The sequence below is a fragment of the Clostridium sp. TF06-15AC genome (genome assembly GCF_003481165.1).
Lineage (GTDB): Bacteria > Bacillota > Clostridia > Lachnospirales > Lachnospiraceae > Otoolea > Otoolea fessa.
On record NZ_QUKS01000001.1, the window covers coordinates 662428 to 684103 of the forward strand.

18 protein-coding genes and 1 other annotated feature are annotated in these 21676 nt (G+C 48.7%); of the genes, 5 read left to right on the forward strand and 13 right to left on the reverse strand.

The genetic code is table 11. The annotated features are described in order from the left end of the window. Window positions 1–86: 86 nt before the first annotated feature. Window positions 87–965, forward strand: a complete 879-nt coding sequence (locus DXC57_RS02975) for an MBL fold metallo-hydrolase (protein WP_118651084.1) — start codon at window positions 87–89, stop codon at window positions 963–965. 94 nt (window positions 966–1059) lie between these two features. Here the strand turns inward: DXC57_RS02975 and DXC57_RS02980 are convergent, their stop codons facing one another. From DXC57_RS02980 to DXC57_RS03030, 11 genes are all read right to left on the reverse strand, one after another. Then, window positions 1060–1854 carry an ATP-binding cassette domain-containing protein gene (locus tag DXC57_RS02980; RefSeq protein ID WP_118523160.1) on the reverse strand — a complete coding sequence of 265 codons (795 nt, stop codon included), beginning with the start codon at window positions 1852–1854 and terminating at the stop codon, window positions 1060–1062. A 44-nt stretch (window positions 1855–1898) separates the two neighbouring features. Then, the gene (locus tag DXC57_RS02985) at window positions 1899–2807 is read right to left on the reverse strand and encodes an ABC transporter permease (protein ID WP_118651086.1); all 909 of its coding nucleotides are present in this window, start codon (window positions 2805–2807) and stop codon (window positions 1899–1901) included. A gap of 92 nt (window positions 2808–2899) precedes the next feature. Beyond that, a complete protein-coding gene (locus DXC57_RS02990) occupies window positions 2900–3979 on the reverse strand; it encodes an ABC transporter substrate-binding protein (protein ID WP_227589780.1) in 1080 nt (359 codons plus the stop codon). A gap of 85 nt (window positions 3980–4064) precedes the next feature. Further along, window positions 4065–4402: a binding site (T-box leader), on the reverse strand. Between the two features lie 292 nt (window positions 4403–4694). Next, a complete protein-coding gene (locus DXC57_RS02995; protein ID WP_107000101.1) occupies window positions 4695–5114 on the reverse strand; it encodes a C-GCAxxG-C-C family protein in 420 nt (139 codons plus the stop codon). Between the two features lie 347 nt (window positions 5115–5461). After that, window positions 5462–6364, reverse strand: a complete 903-nt coding sequence (gene argF, locus DXC57_RS03000; RefSeq protein ID WP_022358782.1) for an ornithine carbamoyltransferase — start codon at window positions 6362–6364, stop codon at window positions 5462–5464. Window positions 6365–6366: 2 nt separating this feature from the next. Continuing rightward, the gene (locus tag DXC57_RS03005; protein ID WP_118468065.1) at window positions 6367–7545 is read right to left on the reverse strand and encodes an aspartate aminotransferase family protein; all 1179 of its coding nucleotides are present in this window, start codon (window positions 7543–7545) and stop codon (window positions 6367–6369) included. 31 nt (window positions 7546–7576) lie between these two features. After that, complete coding sequence (argB, locus tag DXC57_RS03010) at window positions 7577–8443, reverse strand: acetylglutamate kinase (protein ID WP_107000103.1); 867 nt, start codon at window positions 8441–8443, stop codon at window positions 7577–7579. Next, on the reverse strand, window positions 8443–9651 hold the full coding sequence (argJ, locus tag DXC57_RS03015) for a bifunctional ornithine acetyltransferase/N-acetylglutamate synthase (protein WP_118651088.1): 1209 nt from the start codon (window positions 9649–9651) through the stop codon (window positions 8443–8445). Before argJ ends, argB begins: the two co-directional genes overlap by 1 nt. 295 nt (window positions 9652–9946) lie before the next feature. Further along, window positions 9947–10885, reverse strand: a complete 939-nt coding sequence (gene argC, locus DXC57_RS03020; protein WP_118651090.1) for an N-acetyl-gamma-glutamyl-phosphate reductase — start codon at window positions 10883–10885, stop codon at window positions 9947–9949. A gap of 22 nt (window positions 10886–10907) precedes the next feature. Then, complete coding sequence (gene argH / locus DXC57_RS03025) at window positions 10908–12299, reverse strand: argininosuccinate lyase (RefSeq protein ID WP_118651332.1); 1392 nt, start codon at window positions 12297–12299, stop codon at window positions 10908–10910. 129 nt (window positions 12300–12428) lie between these two features. Next, window positions 12429–13679, reverse strand: coding sequence for an argininosuccinate synthase (locus DXC57_RS03030; protein WP_022358444.1), 1251 nt, complete (start codon window positions 13677–13679; stop codon window positions 12429–12431). Window positions 13680–14079: 400 nt separating this feature from the next. Here DXC57_RS03030 and DXC57_RS03035 point away from each other — a divergent pair, with 400 nt between their 5' ends. Both DXC57_RS03035 and DXC57_RS03040 read left to right on the forward strand, forming a co-directional pair. Next, window positions 14080–15234 carry an NADP-dependent malic enzyme gene (locus DXC57_RS03035; RefSeq protein WP_118490588.1) on the forward strand — a complete coding sequence of 385 codons (1155 nt, stop codon included), beginning with the start codon at window positions 14080–14082 and terminating at the stop codon, window positions 15232–15234. Between the two features lie 87 nt (window positions 15235–15321). Then, on the forward strand, window positions 15322–15861 hold the full coding sequence (locus DXC57_RS03040) for a DUF4364 family protein (protein WP_107000108.1): 540 nt from the start codon (window positions 15322–15324) through the stop codon (window positions 15859–15861). A 204-nt stretch (window positions 15862–16065) separates the two neighbouring features. Here DXC57_RS03040 and glmS read toward each other — a convergent pair whose 3' ends face one another. Beyond that, the gene (gene glmS / locus DXC57_RS03045) at window positions 16066–17907 is read right to left on the reverse strand and encodes a glutamine--fructose-6-phosphate transaminase (isomerizing) (protein ID WP_107000109.1); all 1842 of its coding nucleotides are present in this window, start codon (window positions 17905–17907) and stop codon (window positions 16066–16068) included. 388 nt (window positions 17908–18295) lie between these two features. Between glmS and DXC57_RS03050 the strand changes: the two genes are divergently transcribed. Further along, entirely contained in the window at window positions 18296–19285 is a 990-nt protein-coding gene (locus DXC57_RS03050) for a site-specific integrase (RefSeq protein WP_118651092.1), read from the forward strand. On the opposite strand, the gene DXC57_RS03055 is transcribed toward DXC57_RS03050, so the two are convergent. Further along, entirely contained in the window at window positions 19221–20762 is a 1542-nt protein-coding gene (locus DXC57_RS03055; protein ID WP_118651094.1) for a carboxypeptidase M32, read from the reverse strand. The genes DXC57_RS03050 and DXC57_RS03055 overlap by 65 nt on opposite strands. Window positions 20763–21120: 358 nt before the next feature. Here DXC57_RS03055 and DXC57_RS03060 point away from each other — a divergent pair, with 358 nt between their 5' ends. Then, complete coding sequence (locus tag DXC57_RS03060; RefSeq protein ID WP_022358438.1) at window positions 21121–21573, forward strand: NUDIX hydrolase; 453 nt, start codon at window positions 21121–21123, stop codon at window positions 21571–21573. Window positions 21574–21676 lie beyond the last annotated feature (103 nt).

Genomic DNA, 21676 nt, shown 5'->3' on the forward strand with positions numbered 1-21676 from the left:
AAAGGCTGAACACATCTAATTTGCCCGAACTTTTTTCATGATTTCGCGCAAAATATATTACATATGAATTTAGGAGATGAATATTTATGATGGAAACAAAGCTTGTACTTCTCGGAACCGGCACCCCGAACGCCTGCCCGAATGCCAGCGGTCCTTCTTCCGCAGTTGTCGTAGGCGACCGCGCTTATCTTGTAGATTTTGGTCCTGGCGTTGTCCGTCAGGCGGCGAAAGCATACCAACAGGGAATTGATGCCCTGCGCCCGGACCGGCTGATGATCGCATTCTGCACACATCTGCACACCGACCACACGGCCGGCTATCCGGATCTCATTTTTACCCCGTGGGTGCTGGAACGCCCGAAGCCGCTGAAAGTATTCGGTCCAAAAGGCATCCAGAACATGACCGAACATATTTTAAAAGCATATGAGACGGACATCGACTTCCGTATCCACGGCTTTGAAAAAGCCAACGAAAATGGCTACAAAGTCGAAACTACCGATATCCAGCCTGGTATCATTTATCAGGATGACCGCGTGACGGTTGAGGCATTTCCAGTCAGCCACGGTACACTTGAAAGCTACGGATTTAAGTTTACAACACCGGATAAGGTGATCGTGATCAGCGGTGACACGGCTCCGCTTGAGATCGTGGCGCAGAAAGCGGAAGGCTGCGATATTCTCCTCCATGAGGTCGAGTACACCGCCGGACTCTCCACCAGAGAGCCAAAATGGCAGAAATACCACCAGGAAGTTCACACTCTCAGCGTTGATCTGGCAAAGATTGCCGCCAAAGCGCACCCGCGGCTTCTGGTTACCTACCACCGTATCTATCACATGGAAATCCAGGACAACACCCGCGATGTCGAGGCTGAGATGGCGCGCAGAAACACCGCCATTTTGCAGGAAATCCGTGATGCCGGATATGAAGGTGCCGTTGTAAATGGACAGGATTTAGATGTATTCTAAGAAAAATTTAAGGGGCTGTGAAATAAGTCCCTAAACGAAATGGGGATGTAAAAACTCAATCGAATTTTTTTACATCCCCATTTCGTTTTATCTTCTACGCCAGCATCATCCGGTCATTATCAAATGCCTTCTTCTTTTTCTCCGCATAGCAGTCTAAAAGGTCATTCACCCCCATTTTCGCTCTCTCCTCACCGCCCAGATCCAGGATGATCCGGCCTTCATCGAGCATGATCGTCCGATTTCCGGTCGTGAGCGCCTGCGACAGATTGTGGGTGATCATCAGCGTCGTCAGGTGGTTTTCCGACACAATCGACCGCGTGATCTCCATGACCTTATCCGCCGTCGCCGGGTCAAGCGCCGCTGTGTGCTCATCCAGAAGAAGGAGCTTTGGCATGACAAGCGTACACATGAGAAGCGTCACAACCTGTCTCTGACCACCTGACAGAAGCCCTACCTTCGTCTTCATACGGTTTTCCAGATCCATATGGTACTTCTCAAGCTCTGTCCGAAATAGATCCTTTTCCTGTTTGCGGACCGCACTTCGAAATGGCTTCCGATCCTTCCGGGTATATGCCAGCGCCAGATTTTCCTCGATCGTCAGATGCGGCGCCGTTCCTTTCATCGGATCCTGGAACACGCGCCCGATCTGGCGCGCCCTGCGGTGCTCCGACAGAAAAGTGATATCCTGACCATCCAGGAGAATCTGTCCCTGATCCAGCCAGTAATTGCCGCAGATCGCATTAAAAAGCGTCGATTTTCCCGCTCCGTTGGAACCGATGATCGTCACGAACTCCCCATCATCCAGATGCAGGTCCAGTCCGTTCAAAGCGTGGTGCTCGCTCGCCGTACCAGCGGAAAATACTTTGGTTGCCTGTTTTACATCTAACATAGTACATCTCCATCTTTTATCCCTGTTTGTAACTGCTTTCCAGGTTATTGTTCACACATATCTTTTTTTCTCGTCCGTTTCATCTTTGAAAGTCCCATCTGATAACGGATCGCCGGAAGCGCCAGCGCCGCCGCTACGATGCACGCTGATACCAGTTTTAACGCATATGCCGGAAAAATCTGGCTCTTGGTTGCCGCTGCGATGATATAACGGTAGATGATCGAACCGAAAATCGAGGAAAAAAATCCGATTTCCAGACCTCTTTTTCCAACAATCACTTCGCCAATGATGACCGATGCCAGACCTACGACCAGCATACCGGAACCGGAGTTTACATCTGCAAATCCCTGATACTGGGCAATCAGACCGCCGCTGACCGCTACCAGTGCATTGCTGAATGCCAGCGCCGTGATTTTCATCGCGTCTACATTGATGGAGGACGCGCTCACCATCGCCTCATTATCGCCCGTCGCCCGGATGCAGAGTCCCAGATGCGTCCGGAAGAAAAGAATCAGCAGCACCAGGCAGACTGCTGCTGCCGCGATCGCAATCACGAGTCTTGCCGCCTCTTTTGAAAGTCCCAGGCTTTCTGCCGCTTTAAATATGGTCGGAACATTGATGAGGGAAATATTCGGGCTGCTTCCCATCACAATCAGGTTGATGGTGTAAAGCCCGCACATTGTGAGGATGCCAGCTAATACCGCATGAATCCCCATCTTCGTCTGGAGTACGCCTGTCACACAGCCTGCCAGCGCCCCGGCCACAGCTGCTGCCACGATCCCGGCAACCGGATGCCCCGCCAGCGTGCAGACCGCCGAGGCTGCCAGTCCCAGCGTAAAACTCCCCTCCGCCGTCAGATCCGGAATATTTAAAATGCGGAATGTGACATATATTCCAAGCGCCAGTATTCCATATAAAAATCCCAACTGCAGGGATCCGATCACCAGTGTCATGTGTGCTTCCTCCTATTTTCAAGTTCGTTTGTAATTACTCCGCAAATTTCCACAATCAATGAATGTGCGTACCAGCCAGACTGCTCTATATCTTACTCCGCATCCTTTACAAAGGCTGCCTCTTTCTGCACCTCATCCGAGAATGTGATTTCCAGTGCATCGGCTGTATCCTGATTGATTACCATATTGGAAGCCGGTACCACAACAGCTGCAATATCCTCAATCGCAGTTCCGTTTAAGTATTCCAGTGCCATATCTGCGGTCTGTGCGCCGATCTCGGTATCGCTGATCGCAATCGTTGCAAATGCACCGGAATCAACCATAACAGCGGAGCTTCCATATACCGGAATCTTCGCATCTCTTGCCACTTCCGTTACCATCGGCATTGCACTCTGGATGACACTGTCATTCGGTACGAAAATCGCGTCAACCTCACCCGCTAAAGACTGTGCCGCCTGCTGTACTTCAGATGAGTTCGTAACAACCGCCTCTTTATAAGAAAGTCCCTGATCGTCTAAATATTTTTTTGCATTCTCCACGGTGCTGACGGAATTAATCTCGCTTGTATTATACAACATTCCGTAGGTCTTACAATCTGGTGTCAGCTTATCGCTCAGTGCGAAAATATCCTCAACCGGAATCGCATTGGAAGTACCGGTTGCATTCTTATCCGGCTTTTCCATATCGGTAATGACACCCGCGCCGACCGGATTGGAAACAGCGATAAAAAATACCGGAATATCCGTCTCCAGGTTTACCATCGCCTGGGTCGCCGGAGTCGCAATCGTTGCAATCAGGTCAACACCGCTGTCTGCCATCTCCTGGCAGATGGTATTCAGCGCTGCCGCATCGCCCTGTGCATTTTTGTAAACAATATCGACTTTACCACCTGTATATTTTTCAGTCAGCTCCTCCGAGAAACCATCGCGCATATCTGCAAATGCACCGTTATCAATCATCTGGATCACTCCAACCTTGATATCGCCCTTTGCCTCGCTGGCTGCTGTCTCCGATGCATCTCCATTTTCAGAAGCCGCCTCAGAATCAGCCGCTGCTGTCGTTTCTGCCGCATTCGAGCCGCCACAGCCTGCCATCGTCAGTGCCATTGCCGCTGCCATCGCTGCTGCTGTGCCTCTTTTTGCCATCATTCCAAATCCATTCATTTTTCTCATAATACTCTCCCTTTCCGCCATCCTGGCTCTTGCTGATTTTGATTCCCAACGAAATATAAAATCCCCGGCGCAGACAAACTCCTGCGCCGGGGACGAATAAACAAATATCGTGGTGCCACCCCTGTTCTCAGACCTTCAAACTTTATATATAAAAAGCAGATATTCTCACACAATGGAAAATATCTGCCATCCAGTCTGACTCATTCTACGGTACGGAAAACATAGACGTGATTGATAATGCGAAATCAGATATGCTCTCGATACCCTACCCTTTAACGCAGAGCTACGGCTGCAGCTACTCGAATCACTCTTTCACCTCGCATCTCCCAAATCCATTCCATACAGCCCTTCATACCGGTTTCCACCAAGCCCGGCTCTCTGTGATGTACCTCTGTATGTACTCGTTTTGTTCATTGACTTTGTAGTGTCGTATTTAATTTTTTCATAGTTTACCACTATGTTTTTAAGTTGTCAACCCTATTTTCGAATTTTTCTTTATCATCGGCAAAATCGGGTTACTGTTCACAGGTAGGCACTTTTGGAACCGAAAGTGCCGTAAGAAAACGTGGTGGCAGCAGGAATTTGCCGTATTTAAATGCGAAGCCACGGCAAATTCCGTTACTGGGCACGTATGCGTGAACAGTAACAAAATCGGCTGCCCGCGCGTTGCTGTACGGCACTTGCAGTTTCAAGCGTGCCAATTTGTGAGGATGTATTAGAACAATACTTCTCCGATAATCTCCACCGCATCGCTGATGCAGTCCGGACAGGCACGCAGCACATTTCCTGTTTCTACACCCTTCAAATCCCTACAGACCACGCTCTGGTTCTTCTCAAGGAAACGCGCGATGCACTCTCTGGCATCCTTATAAGAAACCGCCTTCGAATTCGCCAGCTCCAGATCCCCGGTACTATCCTTCAGCCCCGCCAGCACAGCCGCCGCCGAAATGGCCCCGCAGGTACCATTCATGCCGCCCATGCCAAGACCAAGCCCCTCCGTCACCTTAAACAGCGCCACCTTGTCCAAATCCACCTTATCCGCAAACGCACACGCCACCGACTGGGCACAATTATACCCCATTGCATGAAACTGAGCCGCCTGCTGCTGACGCGCTGAAATCTCTTCTTTCGTCATACTGATACCTCCTAAAATTTTCTTAATCTGCTAAATTTTTTATATTGTACTATTTATGCCAATTATAACATACATTTCCACTTTTTAAACACCCCAAAAAGCATACAACATACAGCGCCAGAAGCCAAATGCCCTCCGTTGCATTTGCAGGAGTCTTGGTAACTCTTGGCTCGCAGAGATTTGTGTTAGAGTTCAAAATACACCTGTCTGAGCGAAGCGAGTTTGTATTTTGGACTCTGCTTTTAACAAATCTATGCAAGCCTAGTGTTACCGGCTCCGAAACCGCAACGGAGGGCATTTGGCTTCTGGCGCGTCACCTTGCCATTTTTATGCATTTCTATATATTTCTATTTCATCAGCGTAACCATAACCGCCTTCTGGGCATGCAACCGGTTTTCCGCCTCTTCAAAGATCTCAGACGCATGTTCTTCAAAGATCTTCTCGGTAATCTCCTGTCCACGGTAAGCCGGCAGACAGTGCATTACCATCGCCCCCGGTTTTGCCGCAGCCATCAGTTCATCATTGATCTGATATCCCTGGAATGCCTGCTGGCGGATCTTCTTCTCTTCTTCCTGACCCATGGAAGTCCATGTATCTGTAATGACAACGTCTGCATTTTCCACTGCCTTGATCGGATCATTTACCAGTGTAAATGCGTCATTGCCAGCTGCGAAATCCAGCACTTCCTTCGCCGGACGGTAATTATCCGGAGTTGCGATAGATACCTGCATATCCGATTTCAGACCGCCTACGATCAGGGAGTTCGCCATGTTGTTGCCGTCGCCAATGTAACACATCTTGAGCCCTTTCAGTACGCCGTATTTCTCACGGATCGTCATCAGGTCAGCCAGTACCTGGCACGGATGGCAGAAATCAGTCAGACCGTTGATGATCGGGATAGAACCGTATTTTGCCAGATCCTCCACTTCTTTCTGCTCATAGGTACGGATCATGATGCCGTCCAGATAACGGGACAGTACGCGTGCGGTATCCTGTACCGGCTCACCGCGTCCGATCTGTAAGTCGCGGGAGGAAAGGAACAGTGCCTGTCCGCCGAGCTGGAACATACCTGTCTCAAAGGAAACTCTGGTACGGGTGGATGACTTCTGGAAAATCAGGCCGATAGATTTGCCCTCCAGAAGACGATGTGAAATGTGATGTTTTCGTTCATATTTTAACTGATCTGCCAGATCCAGGATCGAGGTAATCTCCTCCGGTGTGCAGTCTAACAGCTTTAATAAATGCTTCATGTCTAAAATACCTCCCTCATAGCAGCGATTGCCTCGTCCATCTCCTCTTTCGTGATGACAAGTGGCGGAAGCAGACGGATCGCCTCTGTACCGGCTGTCAGGACCAGGACGCCTTTTTCCATCAACTGACTGACCATCGCAGCTCTCTCATCTTTGTCCACTACGATGCCTAACATCAATCCCATGCCGCGAACAGTCTTTACCTTTGGAGAACCGATCGCTAAAATTTCCTTTTTCAGGTACTCGCCCTTTTCCTGAACCGATTTCAGGAATTCCGGCTTATTTACGATATCTAATACGGTATTGGCAGCCGCACAGCAGAGCGGATTGCCGCCGAAGGTTGTACCGTGCGTACCGGCGCCCAGTACATCCTGGCATTTCTTATCCGCCATGACAGCACCGATCGGAACACCGCCGCCGAGTCCCTTGGCCATACTGATGATGTTCGGCTGAACGCCGTACTGCTCATAGCAGAACAGGCTTCCGGTACGTCCGATGCCCGTCTGAACCTCGTCAATCAGAAGCAGGATGTCCTTCTCCTTGCAGAACTCGGCAGTTGCCTGTACAAATTCCTTATCAAGCGGAAGGACGCCGCCCTCGCCCTGAATCATCTCCATCATGACAGCGCAGGTCGTACCATCGATCTTGCGCTTCATGTCTTCGATATCATTGGCTGCTGCATAATCAAATCCTTCCGTAAATGGGAAGAAATACTGATGAAACTTGTCCTGTCCGGTTGCCTTTAATGTCGTCACGGTACGTCCGTGGAAGGACTGTTTCAGCGTGATAATCTTATTTCTTCCCTCGCCGTATTTGTCAAAGGAATACTTTCTTGCCAGCTTGATCATACCCTCGTTGGCTTCCGCACCGGAGTTTGCAAAAAAGATTTTTCCCATTCCGGCTGCATCGACCAACTTCTTTGCTGCCTGCACCATAGGCTCGGTGTAATACAGGTTGCAGGCGTGCATCAGCTTATGTGCCTGCTCCGATACCGCAGTCGTCAACGCATCGTTGTCATGACCAAGACTGTTGACACCGATGCCGGAGGTCAGATCAATGTATTTCTTTCCCTCCGTATCCCACAGCGTCGCGCCTTTTCCGTGATCCAGCGCAATCGGAAAGCGGCCGTATGTATGCATGATATATGTTTCTTCGCCCTGTTTGATTTCTTCAAATGTCATAAAAATCCTCCATGCATCTTTCAAACTTTGTTTACGAGAACATGGTTCCTACACCGTCATCGCTCAAAAGCTCGACCAGAATCGAGTGCGGCACACGACCATCCTGGATATTGGCACGTTCTACACCCTGGCGTACTGCCTCAACACAGCAGTCTACCTTCGGAATCATGCCGCCAGAGATCACACCCTCTTTGATAAGCGCCGGAACCTCAGAAACTTTCAGTCTCGGAATCAGTGTCGAATCGTCTTTCGGATCGCGCATCAGACCGCATACATCCGTCAGAAGAATCAGTTTTTTCGCTTTCAATGCTACCGCCAGCTTCTCCGCTGCCGTATCTGCATTGATGTTATAGTTCGTCTCCTCGTCCATGCCTGCTGCCACGGAGGAAACAACCGGGATAAAGCCCTCATTTAAAACATCGAGAACGACTTTCTCATTGACTTCTTTAATATCTCCCACATAGCCGTATTCCGTTCCATCCGGATCGACTAACTGGATCGCCTTGAAGAGTCCGCCGTCCATGCCGCCCAGACCAACGGCATGTCCGCCTGCTTTCTCAAACAGGGAAACAAGGTTTTTGTTAACCTTGCCGCAGAGAATCATCTGGACAATATCCATCGTCTCGCGGTCTGTGTAGCGCAGACCTTTGACAAATTTAGACTCTTTTCCGGTTTTTTTGAGCATCTCCGAAATCTCCGGACCGCCGCCGTGTACCAGCACGACCTTGATTCCTACCAGATTTAAAAGGACGATATCCTCGATCACCGCCTGCTTTAAATCTTCATTAATCATGGCGTTTCCGCCGTATTTTACAACGATAATTTTACCTGCATATTCCTGAATATAAGGCAGTGCCTCTACCAGGACTTCTGCGCTCATTTTTGATCCTGTTTTCATCACGTCCGATAATCTCCATTAATCTTCACATAATCATAGGTCAAATCGCATCCCCAGCAGGTAGCTCTTCCGCTGCCTTCCTGAAGTGTTACATTGATCTCCACTTCATCCTGGCTTAAGATTTTCTTTGCCAGATCTTCATCAAAATCAAGTCCTCTGCCGTCCTCACAGACCGCAATGCTGCCCTCTTTGGAAGCAAACTCGACTAACACTTTCTCCGTGTTAAACTCAGCTCCGGAATAGCCCATCGCGCAGAGAACGCGTCCCCAGTTCGCATCGGAACCGAACATTGCTGCTTTGGTCAGGGAAGAACCGGCGATGGATTTTGCCAGTACCTCGGCTGTCTCCTCGTCCTTCGCTCCCTTCACGGTACAGGTCATCAGCTTGCTTGCGCCCTCGCCGTCTGCCGCAATCTTACGAGCCAGATCCTGCATAACCGTCTGCAATGCCTCGCGGAATGCCTCATATGCCGGATCTTCTGCAGTAATCTCCGCATTGCCAGCCATACCATTTGCCAGAACGGTACACATATCGTTGGTGGAAGTATCGCCGTCAACAGTCACACGGTTGAAGGTACGTTTTACATTGAATAACAGCGCCTTGCGGATCATCTCGCTGCTGACTGCACAATCGGTTGTGATGAAGCACAGCATCGTTCCCATATTCGGGTGGATCATGCCGGAACCTTTGCAGATACCGCCGATGTGGCAGGTTGTTCCATCTATATCAAATTCAACAGCGATCGTCTTCACTTTTGTATCGGTCGTCATGATCGCTTCTGCAGCTACCAGGGAGTTGTCATATTTCATCTCCATCTCGCCTGCATGAGCCTCGATCGCCTCAACCGGAAGCGTCTGACCGATGACGCCGGTCGATGCTACGATTACATTTTCCTCCGAAACGCCCAGCGCACGCGCGCCTGCCTTTGCCTGTCTTCTTGCATTCTCCATGCCAAACGGAGCGCACGCGTTCGCATTTCCGGAATTGACAATAACCGCCTGTGCCTTTCCGTCGGCCAGATGTTCCTTTGTCAGTAAAATCGGTGATGCCTTGACGCGGTTGGTCGTATAAACCGCCGATGCGTTGCAGACACAATCCGAAAGGATCATCGCCAGATCCTTTTTTGTATGAGATTTGCGGATTCCACAGCGCATCGCGCCCGCTTTAAATCCTTTTGCAGCACAAACGCCGCCTTCGATTATCTTCATATGACATTCCTCCTGTCATTTTTAATGTACTCTCGGAATCTTTCTGTGCTTGATTTTGTGAGATGTTTTTTTGTCAGTTGTGCCCAAATTTCTGAGGCGTACGCGGTGCGTACGTTGATGAAATTCGGGTGCGGCTGGCGGAAAATCAGCCACAAAAGCAAGTGCAGAAAGACTCCGAGAGTACATTTTTATATAACTTCGCGTCTATAGTCCCCCGCAGCTATTTTATGGTTTTATCTCTCAACCCCAAAATATCTAAAAAAACCATCTGCCATTCTTTTATTATAGCACTTTTCTATAATGCCAGTCCAGTTGTCTCCTCAAATCCGAGCATCAGGTTCATGTTCTGAACGGCTGCGCCTGAAGCACCCTTTCCAAGATTATCAAAGAGCGCCGTCACCATGGTCTGTTCCCCGTGACCATTGACAATCAGCTCCAGACTGTCTCGGCCTGCCATATCTGCCGCCGCGATCATACCGTCATATCCAAACGGATGTACCTTAATGAGCTTCTGTCCGTCATACCAGCCAGCCAGCTTCTCATAGATATCTTCCGCGGTCGGCCCGCCGTTTAAGAGGCGGTTCTGAAGCTGGATCGTGACCGCCATTCCTTTATAGTAGTCATCCACGATCGGACTAAAGACCGGCGGATAATCAAGTCCGCAGACCTTCTGCATCTCCGGTAGATGCTTATGTTTCAGCGTCAGACCATAAATACGGGGTGCGAAATAGCTCTGCGGCTTCTCCGGCGATTCATACTCGGCAATCATCTTTTTACCGCCGCCGGAATAGCCGGTCAGGGAAAAGACTGTCATCGGATAATCCTTCGGGATGATCCCCTGCGCCACCAGCGGATAAACGGAAGTGATAAATCCAGTTGCATGGCAGCCTGGATTCGCCACCCGGCTGGATGTTTTGATCGCCTCGCGGTGCTCCTTTGAAAGTTCCGCCATGCCGTACGCCCATCCTTTGGCTGTCCGGTGCGCGGTAGATGCATCAATGATGCGCGCCCCAGAACCTTCCGCCAGTGCAACTGCCTCAACCGCTGCCGCATCCGGCAGGCACAGGAATACGATATCCGCCGCATGAATCAGCTTTCTTCGCTCTTCCATGTCCTTGCGCTTTGCCTCATCGATCAGAAGCAGCTCGATGTCCCCTCTTTTCGCCAGACGATCGTAAATCTGCAGTCCGGTTGTTCCTTCTTTTCCGTCTATATAAATCTTCGGTTTCGCCATTGTTCGTCCCCCGTTTCCTGTCCTACTCCTGAACCTTGTGTTCGCTTACAAATTTCTCAATCACCGAAATCTGGCGGGTTACTTCTTCCGGAGCCGGTCCGCCGATTACCTTACGTCCACGTACACAGGTCTTCAAATCAATCGCTTCATATACATCATTTTCAAAGACATCGGAATGTGTCTTGTACTCTTCCAGTGTCAGATCGGCTAAGGACTTGTCCTCGCGTACACACTGGGCTACCAGCTGTCCGACGGTCTTGTATGCGTCACGGAACGGCATTCCCTTCTTGGTCAGGTAATCTGCACAGTCCGTTGCGTTGATGAAGCCTTTCAGAGCCGCTTTCTTCATATTGTCTTTCAGGATCTGCATCGTGGAGAACATTGGAGTCAGCACGCGCAGGCACTGTTTTACGGTGTCAATCGCATCAAAGACTGCCTCTTTGTCTTCCTGCATATCCTTGTTGTATGCCAGCGGAATACCCTTTAACATGGTAAGAAGGGTAAACAGATCGCCGTACACACGACCGGTCTTGCCGCGGACCAGCTCACAGACATCCGGATTTTTCTTCTGCGGCATGATGGAGGAACCGGTTGAAAATGCGTCATCCAGCTCTACAAACTTGAACTCCCAGGAACACCAGGAAATAATCTCCTCAGAGAAACGGGACAGATGCATCATCAGAATGGATAACGCTGCCGTCAGCTCTACGCAGTAATCACGGTCGGAAACACCGTCTAAGGAGTTGTTGGTCACTCTGGTAAATCCAAGCTGCTGGCGTACAAAATCACGGTCGATCGGATAAGTCGTGGAAGCCAGTGCGCCGGATCCGAGCGGCATATCATCCATGCCCTCTAAGCAGTTCTCCAGACGGATTACATCACGGCGCATCATATTGGCATATGCCATCATATAATGTCCAAATGTAACCGGCTGTGCACGCTGCAGATGTGTATAACCCGGCATAACAGTTTCCAGATTGTTCTTTGCGCTCTCGCAGAGTGCTTCCATGAAATCGAGAATTTCCTTTTTGATCGCCACGATCTCTTTCTTCACGTAAAGACGCATATCCAGTGCAACCTGATCATTTCTGGATCTCGCCGTGTGAAGACGTTTTCCGGCATCGCCGATGCGCTCGGTCAGAATCTGCTCTACATTCATATGAATATCCTCATAATCCTGTGAGAAATGAATCTTACCTGCCTCAATATCCGCTAAGATACCTTTCAGTCCTTCGATAATCTTGTCTGATTCTTCCTTCGCAATGATGCCCTGCTTGCCCAGCATAGCCGCATGGGCCATGGAGCCTGTGATATCTTCCTTATAAAGACGACAGTCAAAGGAAATCGATGAGTTGAAATCATTTACCTCCAGATCTGTCTCTTTTCCGAATCGTCCTGCCCATAACTTTGCCATAAGTGTAAACTCCTTTTTATTCTCTGATTTAGAACCAATGCGACCATTGGAACCGGCAGATACCGGAAAACCAATGGTCACCATCGGCTGCGGGCTTGTCGCCTGCAGATTATTTATTATTTTCCTAAATTATTCTACGCTCGGAAAATGCTCGCCGGTCTTTGCCGCCAGAACTTCGTCGTTCAGGGCGCGAACCTTGATCGGAAGTCCGAACAGGTTGATGAATCCAGCGGAATCTGCCTGGTTGTAGCAGTCATCCTCATCAAATGTAGCCATGCCTGCGGAATACAGGGTGTATGGAGATGTAACAGATGCCGGAATGATGTTGCCCTTGTAAAGTTTCAGTTTTACATCTCCGGTTACGGTCTCCTGTGTGGAATCAACAAACGCGCTCATTGCTTTGCGCAGCGGTGTGTACCACTGACCATTGTATACTAACTCAGCGAACTTGAGAGCCAGCTGCTGTTTGTAGTGCTGTGTCTCTTTGTCCAGAGTGATTTCTTCCAGTTTCTCATGAGCCTTGTAAAGGATAGCTCCACCAGGAGTCTCATATACACCACGGCTCTTCATGCCAACCAGACGGTTCTCTACAATATCCAGAAGTCCGCAGCCGTTCTCACCGCCTACCTTGTTCAGAACCTCGATTACCTTCTCTGCATCCATCTCCTCGCCGTTTACACTGGTCGGAACACCTTTCTCGAAGTGGATGGTTACATAAGTAGCTTTATCCGGTGCATTCTCCGGAGATACGCCTAACTCAAGGAATCCAGGTTTGTTGATCGGAGCCTCGTTTGCCGGATCCTCCAGATCCAGACCCTCATGGGACAGATGCCACAGGTTCTTATCCTTGGAGTAGTTGGTCTCTTTCGTAATCTTTAACGGAATGTTGTGAGCCTCTGCGTACTCGATCTCTTTTTCACGGGAATTCAGTTCCCAGAAACGCCACGGAGCGATAACATCCATCTGCGGAGCAAATGCCTTGATAGCCAGTTCGAAACGAACCTGATCGTTTCCTTTACCGGTACAGCCGTGGCAGATAGCGTCTGCGCCCTCTTTCTTCGCAATTTCAACGATTCTCTTAGCGATAATCGGACGAGCGAAGGAAGTACCTAACAGGTAATGCTCATAAGTAGCGCCAGCCTTCATGGTCGGGATGATGTACTCATCTACGAACTCTTTCTTCAGATCCTCGATGTACAGCTTGGAAGCACCTGTCTTTAATGCCTTCTCTTCCAGACCATCCAGCTCCGCACCCTGACCTACGTCAGCGGAAACTGCAATAACCTCACAGCCATAGTTTTCTTTCAGCCACGGGATTAAAACCGATGTGTCCAGACCGCCTGAATATGCAAGAACAATTTTATTATATTTCTTAGCCATTTTTCATTTCCTCCAATCATTTGCCTGCGTGATGCTTTTTTCTTTGTCCATCCAGTCAACTAAGACCGGCAGATTTATATGCCTCACGTGAAATTACCCAGATTATACCTCCTTGATCCTAATTATGCAATACTTTTTTTGCATTTTTATGAATAATTTTTGTATAAAAACGTGTTTTATGCATTTTTCATGTGTTTTATGCATAAAAATAACATTTACGGACTTCATTTATATGCTATGCTACATGATAGGTATAAGTATTATAAATAAGTGGTACTGTGTGTGTACAGTAACATGGTACTGCCCTTCCTGCATTCTAAAATATGCATCTTGATTTAAAATGTCAAAATTGCTATTATAATGTAAGAATAAAATGAAAGCATTCGAAAGGATAAAAACCATGACGATCAATGAAAAAGCACTCGAACTTCATGAAAAATGGAACGGCAAGCTCGATACCGTCTCCAAAGTACAGGTAAAAACCAGAGAGGATCTGGCTCTGGCATACACACCGGGCGTTGCAGAACCATGTAAGGTAATTGCAAAAGATCCGGAAGCTGCATACCGCTACACCATCAAGTCCAACACTGTAGCCGTTGTCTCCGACGGAAGCGCCGTTCTGGGACTTGGCAATATCGGACCGTTAGCAGCTATGCCGGTTATGGAAGGAAAAGCCGTTCTGTTTAAAGAGTTCGGCGGCATCAATGCATTCCCGATCTGCCTCGACACACAGGACACCGAGGAGATCATCGAGACAGTTGTCCGCATTGCCCCGGCATTCGGCGGTATCAACCTGGAGGACATCTCCGCACCGCGCTGCTTTGAGATCGAGGAACGTTTAAAGAAACTGTTAAACATTCCGGTTTTCCACGATGATCAGCACGGAACCGCCATCGTCGTACTGGCAGGCATCATCAACGCCCTGAAAGTAACCGGCAAGAAGAAGGAAGACTGCCGCGTTGTTGTCAACGGCGCCGGAAGCGCAGGCGTTGCCATCACCAAACTGCTCTTAAACTACGGATTCCCGCATATCACCATGTGTGATAAGACCGGTATGCTCTGCAAGGGCATGGAAGGGCTTAACTGGATGCAGGAAAAGATGGTCGAAGTTACCAACTTAGAGCACAAGACGGGCACACTTGCCGATGCATTAAAAGGCGCTGACATCTTCGTAGGCGTGTCTGCTCCGGGCATCGTTTCCCAGGAGATGGTTGCTTCCATGAATAAGGATTCCATTCTCTTCGCAATGGCAAACCCGGTTCCGGAAATCATGCCGGATCTGGCAAAAGCTGCTGGTGCAAGAGTCGTAGGAACCGGACGTTCCGATTTCCCGAACCAGGTCAACAACGTTCTCATCTTCCCAGGCATCTTCCGCGGCGCTCTGGAAGGACGCGCAACCGCTATCACCGAAGAAATGAAACTGGCTGCTGCCAACGCAATTGCTGCTCTGGTTGATGACAGCGAATTGAGCGACGAGAACATTCTTCCGGCAGCATTTGATCCGCGTGTAGCTGACGCTGTTTCCAAGGCTGTGAAGGAACACATTAAGAAATAAACGTAACAATTCAAGCGATTCTCGCATTTACCGTAAGAACCGCACAAAATTTACACCGTTACGAAATAATAATAAAGGAGTTTTTCCATGCTGGCTGAACCGATGACACTTTACAAACTGATGAATCTCTATATGCTGCACCAGGTCAATTTTCCGCTGACCAACGCGCAGCTCTCCAATTTTTTCCTGGATCGCGAGTACACCACGTATTTCACACTCCAGCAGGCCTTGAACGAGCTTCTGGATGCAGGTCTGGTAAAAAAGGAAACGATGCGGAACAGCTCCCGCTATGAGATCACTAAGGAGGGCGAGGAAACGCTGGAATTTTTCGGCAAAAACATCTCTCCTGCCATCGTCAGCGACATGGATGAATACCTGAAACAGAACCGCTTCCGCATGCGAAACGAGGTAGGACTGATCTCCGATTTCTATAAATCGACCAATCAGGACTACATCGTTCACTGCGAGGTGCGGGAAGGAAAAGCCGTTCTTGTCAATCTCGATATCTCCGTTCCGGATAAGGAGCAGGCGGAAATCATGTGCAATCACTGGAAGGATCGAAGCCAAGAGATTTATGCTTATGTGATGAAATCTTTGATGAGTGAGCATGGAGTGGAGAAAAAATAAGGACGATAAAAAAATCGCATACGAGACGAAAAAGAGAGTCCTCCGCGTGATTGCAAAATCACACGGAGGACTCTCTTTTTCTGTTTAGTTTCAAGCAAAAAACAAGGTCTGCGTCTGACATTTTATGCCTTTTTGCAAACCTTGTCTTTTCTTCCCATTTATATTACTTTTTCCAGATCTATAACAACACCATAAAAAGCTCTATTACTCTACCGTGACACTCTTCGCCAGGTTTCTAGGCTTATCTACATCCAGTCCCTTCGATACACTTACATAATATCCCAGCAGCTGCAGCGGCACAACCGCTAAGCTCGGTGTGAAGTGCTCGTCAGTCTTCGGTATATAGACTGCGAAATCGACGGTGTCTTCAATATTGTAGTTGCCTGCAGTTGTGAGTCCCATGAGGTAGGCGCCGCGGCATTTTACTTCTACCATGTTGCTGATCATCTTCTCATACAGGGCTTCCTGAGTCAGGATGCTGACTACGAGGATACCATCCTCAATCAGGCTGATGGTTCCGTGTTTTAATTCTCCGGCTGCATATGCTTCGGAATGGATGTAGCTGATCTCTTTTAATTTCAGGCTGCCTTCCATGCTGACTGCGTAGTCGATGCCGCGGCCGATGAAGAACACGTCTTTTGCATTGGCATATTTCGCTGCGAACCACTGGATGCGTTCTTTGTCATCTTCGAGCAGCTTCGCGATCTGATCCGGCAGTTCCTGCAGGGCTGCAAGGAGTTCTTCATATTTTTCTTCTGTGATCGTACCGCGCACATGGGCAAACTGTACGCCCAGAAGATATCCGGCAACCAGCTGTGTGCTATATGCCTTGGTAGTCGCCACCGCGATCTCCGGACCTGCCAATGTGTAGAAAATATGATCTGCCTCACGCGCAATCGTGGAACCTACTACATTGACAATCGCCATCGTAGGAACACCCTGGCTCTTTGCCAGACGCAGGGCTGCCAGGCTGTCGGCTGTCTCGCCCGACTGGCTGATGATGATAACCAGACTGTTCTCTTCCAGAATCGGGTTCCGGTAACGGAACTCGGAAGCCAGCTCGACGCGGACCGGAATACGCGCCAGATCTTCGATCACATACTGCGCTGCCACGCCTGCATGGTAAGCAGAACCGCATGCTACGATATAAATACGCTTTAACGAACGAATAACATCATCGGAAAGTCCTGCCTCGGTCAGGTCAATATGACCATCGCGGATGACTGAATTTAATGTATCCCGAACCGCACGCGGCTGTTCATGGATCTCCTTAATCATGAAATGCTCATAACCTCCCTTTTCAGCAGCTTCTGCATCCCACTCAATCGTCACAAGTTCTTTCTGAATCTCTTCCTGATCAATATTATAGAAAGTAACCTCTCCCTTATGTAAGCGTCCCAATTCCTGGTTGCCGATATAGTATACCTTGCGGGTATATGGAAGCAGGGGCGGAACATCCGACGCGATAAAGGATTCACCCTCGCCTACTCCGATGATCATCGGGTTATCCTGACGGGCTACAAAGATCTCCTCCGGATAATCCTTAAACATAACCGCCAGTGCATACGTGCCACGGATACGCATCATCGCACGCGCCATCGCATCGAGCGGTCCCTCGTTGTATTTCTTATAATAATGATCGATCAGCTTTACAGCCACCTCTGTATCAGTATCTGAATAAAACGTATATCCATTTTTAATCAGTTTTTCGCGAATTTCCTGATAGTTTTCGATAATACCATTGTGAACCGCTACCACGCTGCGGTCATCCGTGCAGTGCGGATGTGCATTGTTCTCAGACGGCTCCCCGTGTGTCGCCCAGCGGGTATGACCGATACCGCAGTTGCCCCGCATTGCGCGTCCATTGTCTGTCTTCTCTGCCAGCGCGCGCAGACGTCCCTTCGCCTTTACAACCTCCGGTACACGTTCTCCATCTCTGACTGCCAGACCTGCTGAATCGTATCCACGATATTCAAGCTTCTCCAGACCCGCTAATAAGATCGGAGCCGCCTGCTGGTCTCCTGTATATCCTACGATACCACACATACAATTATTCCTCCTTTTTCCAACCAGGCGAGCCGCTGCCATCATACCGCCTCAGACACTCCCGCCTTCGTATCTCTATCTCAAGAATATGATAAATCTATTGATTCTTCAAAATAGAATCTTCTATAAAATATGTCGTTTATCCCTAAATAGCGCCTGACCGGCACCTTCGATATAGACTTTCTTCTCAGTCATGTACATATTCTGTCTCATTATACCAAAAAAGAATCTTCTTGTCAGCATTTGCTGTAATATTTTCGTCAGTCATCATATAGACACATCTCATTTTAAAACCATCCGCCATAAGCAGTCACATATTTCTTCTGCATATCCACCTGTAAAATAACTATTGTCCACGACAACTATTTTTTATACAGGAGGTTTCATCATGAAAAACGAAACAATGTACTTTAACGATCTTCTTTCCATCTGGCTGGAAAAGCAGAAACAGGCGCGAGCCCTGTCTACCTATGTGAAATACCGGCATCTGGCAGACCGTTATATCTCCCCTTATTTTAGATCCATCCAGCTTTCAAAGGTCGATCTGCCTATGCTTCAGACATTCCGCAATTCCCTTTTATCCCCGGATTCCCTGCATCCGCTTGGGAACGGAACTATCCGCTGTATTCTTCTGCTCGTCAACTCCATTCTGCGTCTTTCCTATGAAACCGGGCAGACAAACGGCATTCTCTATCTCCCGCCCCGTCTTCCAAAAAAGCGCCCTGAAGTACCTGTTTTTACCCTTCAGGAACAGAAACAGCTCGAACACTATCTAACTGCCCATACAGGAATCTCCGAAGCCGTCATCTATCTGGGACTCTATACAGGGCTGCGGGTTGGAGAACTCTGCGCCCTGCGTTGGGAAAATATTCATTTTTCCGATCGCTATCTCCATGTCCGACACACGGTGCAGCGCCTGACGCGCCTTGACACAACCCATAAATCAGAACTCATTTTATCCGGTCCCAAAAGCATCTCCTCCAACCGTTTGGTTCCCCTGCCCGCTTTCCTTCTGCCGATCTTACAGCCATATTCTCATCCGGAACACCCGGATTATTTTCTGCTGTCACAATCTGCCAGCTCCCCGATGGATCCGCGAACCTTCCAGAATCACTACCAGCGCATTCTATCACAAGCCGGACTGCGCTATCTGAATTTTCATGCAATCCGACACACGTTTGCCACCCGCTGTATCACAAATGGCATGGATCCCAAAACGCTCAGCGAAATTCTGGGACACTCCGATTTGAAAGTCACGCTTGAATACTATTTTCATTCCTCTCTGGAATTCAAGAAAGAACAGATCGACCGCCTTACTGCACTTTCTCCGGCCGTCCATACTTCTCTTCCAGATATGCCACATAATATGACGGATTAAAATCTTCCCCCGTCATATCGCGCAGGATCTGACGGCTGTCCTTCAATTTGCCATACTGGTGAATATTTTTCCGCAGATATTCACGGATTTCTCCCAGGTTTCCTGCCTCCAGTAGTTTTTCTACCGGCAATTCCTTCTTCATCTGGTGATAAATCTGCGCGCCAAAGGCATTTCCTAATGCATAGGACGGAAAATAGCCGATCGATCCCTGTGACCAGTGAATATCCTGCAGTACGCCCTCCCGATCCGTGGACGGGCGTACTCCCAGGTATTCTTCATACTTATCATTCCAGATTTGCGGCAGTTTCTCCACCTCCAGATCCTCCTCAATCAGCATTTTCTCAATTTCATAGCGCACCAGCACATGCAGCGGATAAGAAAGCTCATCCGCTTCCGTCCGGATCAGCCCCGGAACGGTTCTATTAACCGCCGCCAGAAAATCCTCCAGACTCGTCTCCGTCAGCGGGCTTCCAAACATCTGCGCCACTTTTCCATAAATCGGTTTCCAGAATGCATAGCTGCGTCCCACGATATTTTCAAAGAAACGGGACTGGCATTCATGCATTCCCATCGAAGTTCCCTGCCCCACCAGCGTCTGTGTCAGGTCATCCCGGATACCAAATTCATAGATAGCATGTCCCGTCTCATGCAGCACGGAAAAAATCGAAGAATCAATCCGTTTCTGATAATGCGTCGTGATCCGTACATCATGATTATGCAGATTCGTCGTAAACGGATGGGCGCTGAGTGCCAGTACTCCCCGGTCAAAATCAAAGCCCTCATATTCTGCCAGGAAACGCGCCGCCTCTGCCTGCGCCGCCTCCGGATAATCCGCGGATAAAAAGGCGTCCGGAACCATCTTCGAGCGCTCTGCCGATTCTTTCAAAAGCGGCACGATTTTCCCTTTCATCAGCTCAAAAAATGGATCCAACATCTCCATATTAAAACCTTTTTCGTAGGTATCCAGCATCACATCGTAAAGCTTCTGTCCCGGCTTTGCCCGGTACGCCGCAAATTTCTTCTGATAGGAAATAATCTCCTTCAAAACAGGGGCAAATGAAGCAAAATCATTTTTCTCTCGCGCACGCGTCCAGATTCCCGTCGCACGCGCCGTAAGTTCTGCATACGCACGGTATTCCTCCGGCGGAATGCAAGAAAGCCGCTCCTGCTCCTCGGCTGCTTCCCGGAGAATTGCCGACTGAACCTCATCAAATACGCCCGCATTCTCTTTTTCTGCCTTTTGGCAGACATCCAGCAGCTCCTTAAAACGCATTGACGCCAGAATCTCCTGATACTGCTCCGAAAGTGAACCTATCACCCGCGCAGTATGCTCTGCTGCACCCTTCGGCGCCAGCGTCTCATCATCCCACTCAAACAAAACCATCGACGTCTGAAGCGCCATCGCCCGCTCCAAAAGAGACTGCAGCTCCTCAAACTGTTTGTTTACATTCTGATTCTTCTGTTCTGTCTGTGCCATTTTCCTGCCTCCTGTCTTTTTTTCGTAATTCTATCATCCAAATTCTGTGTATTTTTTAGGTTCCGCTGCACATATGCCTGCATTCTTTTGTAATATGAGCCATTTCCATCTTCATCATACCAGATTTTCTTTCTTCTGTTTCTTATATCTTTCTTATGATTTTTTAGAGTTCACACATTGTGCAAACTGTAACAGGATTTTCTCATGATGCCTTATGTGACTTTCCAATCTTGCATAATCATGCAAAACGCGGTATACTAAAACCAGTTTAAATCATATGCATAAAGCTGGTTCCCGGCACACGGATATACGCCACGAATCAACTTCCATGCACACACCAGGACAGGAGGGATTGCAGATGATCGAAGCAACGAGCTGCGGCGGTGTGGTTATATTTCGGGGAAAATTACTCGTTCTTTACAAAAACTACCGGAACAAATACGAAGGCTGGGTTCTTCCCAAAGGAACCGTAGAACCGGGCGAAGACTTCAAGCAGACCGCCCTCCGGGAGGTTCATGAGGAGACTGGCGTCGCCGCCTCCATCATCAAGTACATTGGCAAAAGCCAGTACACCTTCAACACCCCTCAGGATACCATCGAAAAGACCGTGCACTGGTATCTGATGATGGCGGACAGCTATTACAGCAAGCCGCAGCGCGAAGAATACTTCGTCGATTCCGGCTATTACAAATTTTACGAAGCCTACCACCTTCTGAAATTTTCCAACGAAAAACAGATCCTGGAAAAAGCCTACAATGAGTATCTGGATCTGAAAAAGGCAAATTTGTGGGGGAATCGGAAATACTTTTAATCACAAGAACAAAGAGGCTGTTGCAAAATCATTACCAAAAATAGATGATTGAGCGGCAGCTTCCATTTCTCTGCAAGCTAATCTGGGTTAAAATTCGCGGTTT

Coding starts and splice junctions, on each gene's coding strand:
- DXC57_RS02980 (WP_118523160.1), bottom strand. CDS start 1,854: ATGTTAGATGTAAAACAGGCAACCAAAGTATTTTCCGCTGGTACGGCG.
- argH (WP_118651332.1), bottom strand. CDS start 12,299: ATGGCAAAGTTATGGGCAGGACGATTCGGAAAAGAGACAGATCTGGAG.
- DXC57_RS03060 (WP_022358438.1), top strand. CDS start 21,121: ATGATCGAAGCAACGAGCTGCGGCGGTGTGGTTATATTTCGGGGAAAA.
- DXC57_RS02995 (WP_107000101.1), bottom strand. CDS start 5,114: ATGACGAAAGAAGAGATTTCAGCGCGTCAGCAGCAGGCGGCTCAGTTT.
- argB (WP_107000103.1), bottom strand. CDS start 8,443: ATGAAAACAGGATCAAAAATGAGCGCAGAAGTCCTGGTAGAGGCACTG.
- DXC57_RS03050 (WP_118651092.1), top strand. CDS start 18,296: ATGAAAAACGAAACAATGTACTTTAACGATCTTCTTTCCATCTGGCTG.
- DXC57_RS02975 (WP_118651084.1), top strand. CDS start 87: ATGATGGAAACAAAGCTTGTACTTCTCGGAACCGGCACCCCGAACGCC.
- glmS (WP_107000109.1), bottom strand. CDS start 17,907: ATGTGTGGTATCGTAGGATATACAGGAGACCAGCAGGCGGCTCCGATC.
- DXC57_RS03055 (WP_118651094.1), bottom strand. CDS start 20,762: ATGGCACAGACAGAACAGAAGAATCAGAATGTAAACAAACAGTTTGAG.
- DXC57_RS03030 (WP_022358444.1), bottom strand. CDS start 13,679: ATGGCTAAGAAATATAATAAAATTGTTCTTGCATATTCAGGCGGTCTG.
- DXC57_RS03005 (WP_118468065.1), bottom strand. CDS start 7,545: ATGACATTTGAAGAAATCAAACAGGGCGAAGAAACATATATCATGCAT.
- argJ (WP_118651088.1), bottom strand. CDS start 9,651: ATGAAGATAATCGAAGGCGGCGTTTGTGCTGCAAAAGGATTTAAAGCG.
- argF (WP_022358782.1), bottom strand. CDS start 6,364: ATGAAGCATTTATTAAAGCTGTTAGACTGCACACCGGAGGAGATTACC.
- argC (WP_118651090.1), bottom strand. CDS start 10,885: ATGGCGAAACCGAAGATTTATATAGACGGAAAAGAAGGAACAACCGGA.
- DXC57_RS02985 (WP_118651086.1), bottom strand. CDS start 2,807: ATGACACTGGTGATCGGATCCCTGCAGTTGGGATTTTTATATGGAATA.
- DXC57_RS03040 (WP_107000108.1), top strand. CDS start 15,322: ATGCTGGCTGAACCGATGACACTTTACAAACTGATGAATCTCTATATG.
- DXC57_RS03035 (WP_118490588.1), top strand. CDS start 14,080: ATGACGATCAATGAAAAAGCACTCGAACTTCATGAAAAATGGAACGGC.
- DXC57_RS02990 (WP_227589780.1), bottom strand. CDS start 3,979: ATGAGAAAAATGAATGGATTTGGAATGATGGCAAAAAGAGGCACAGCA.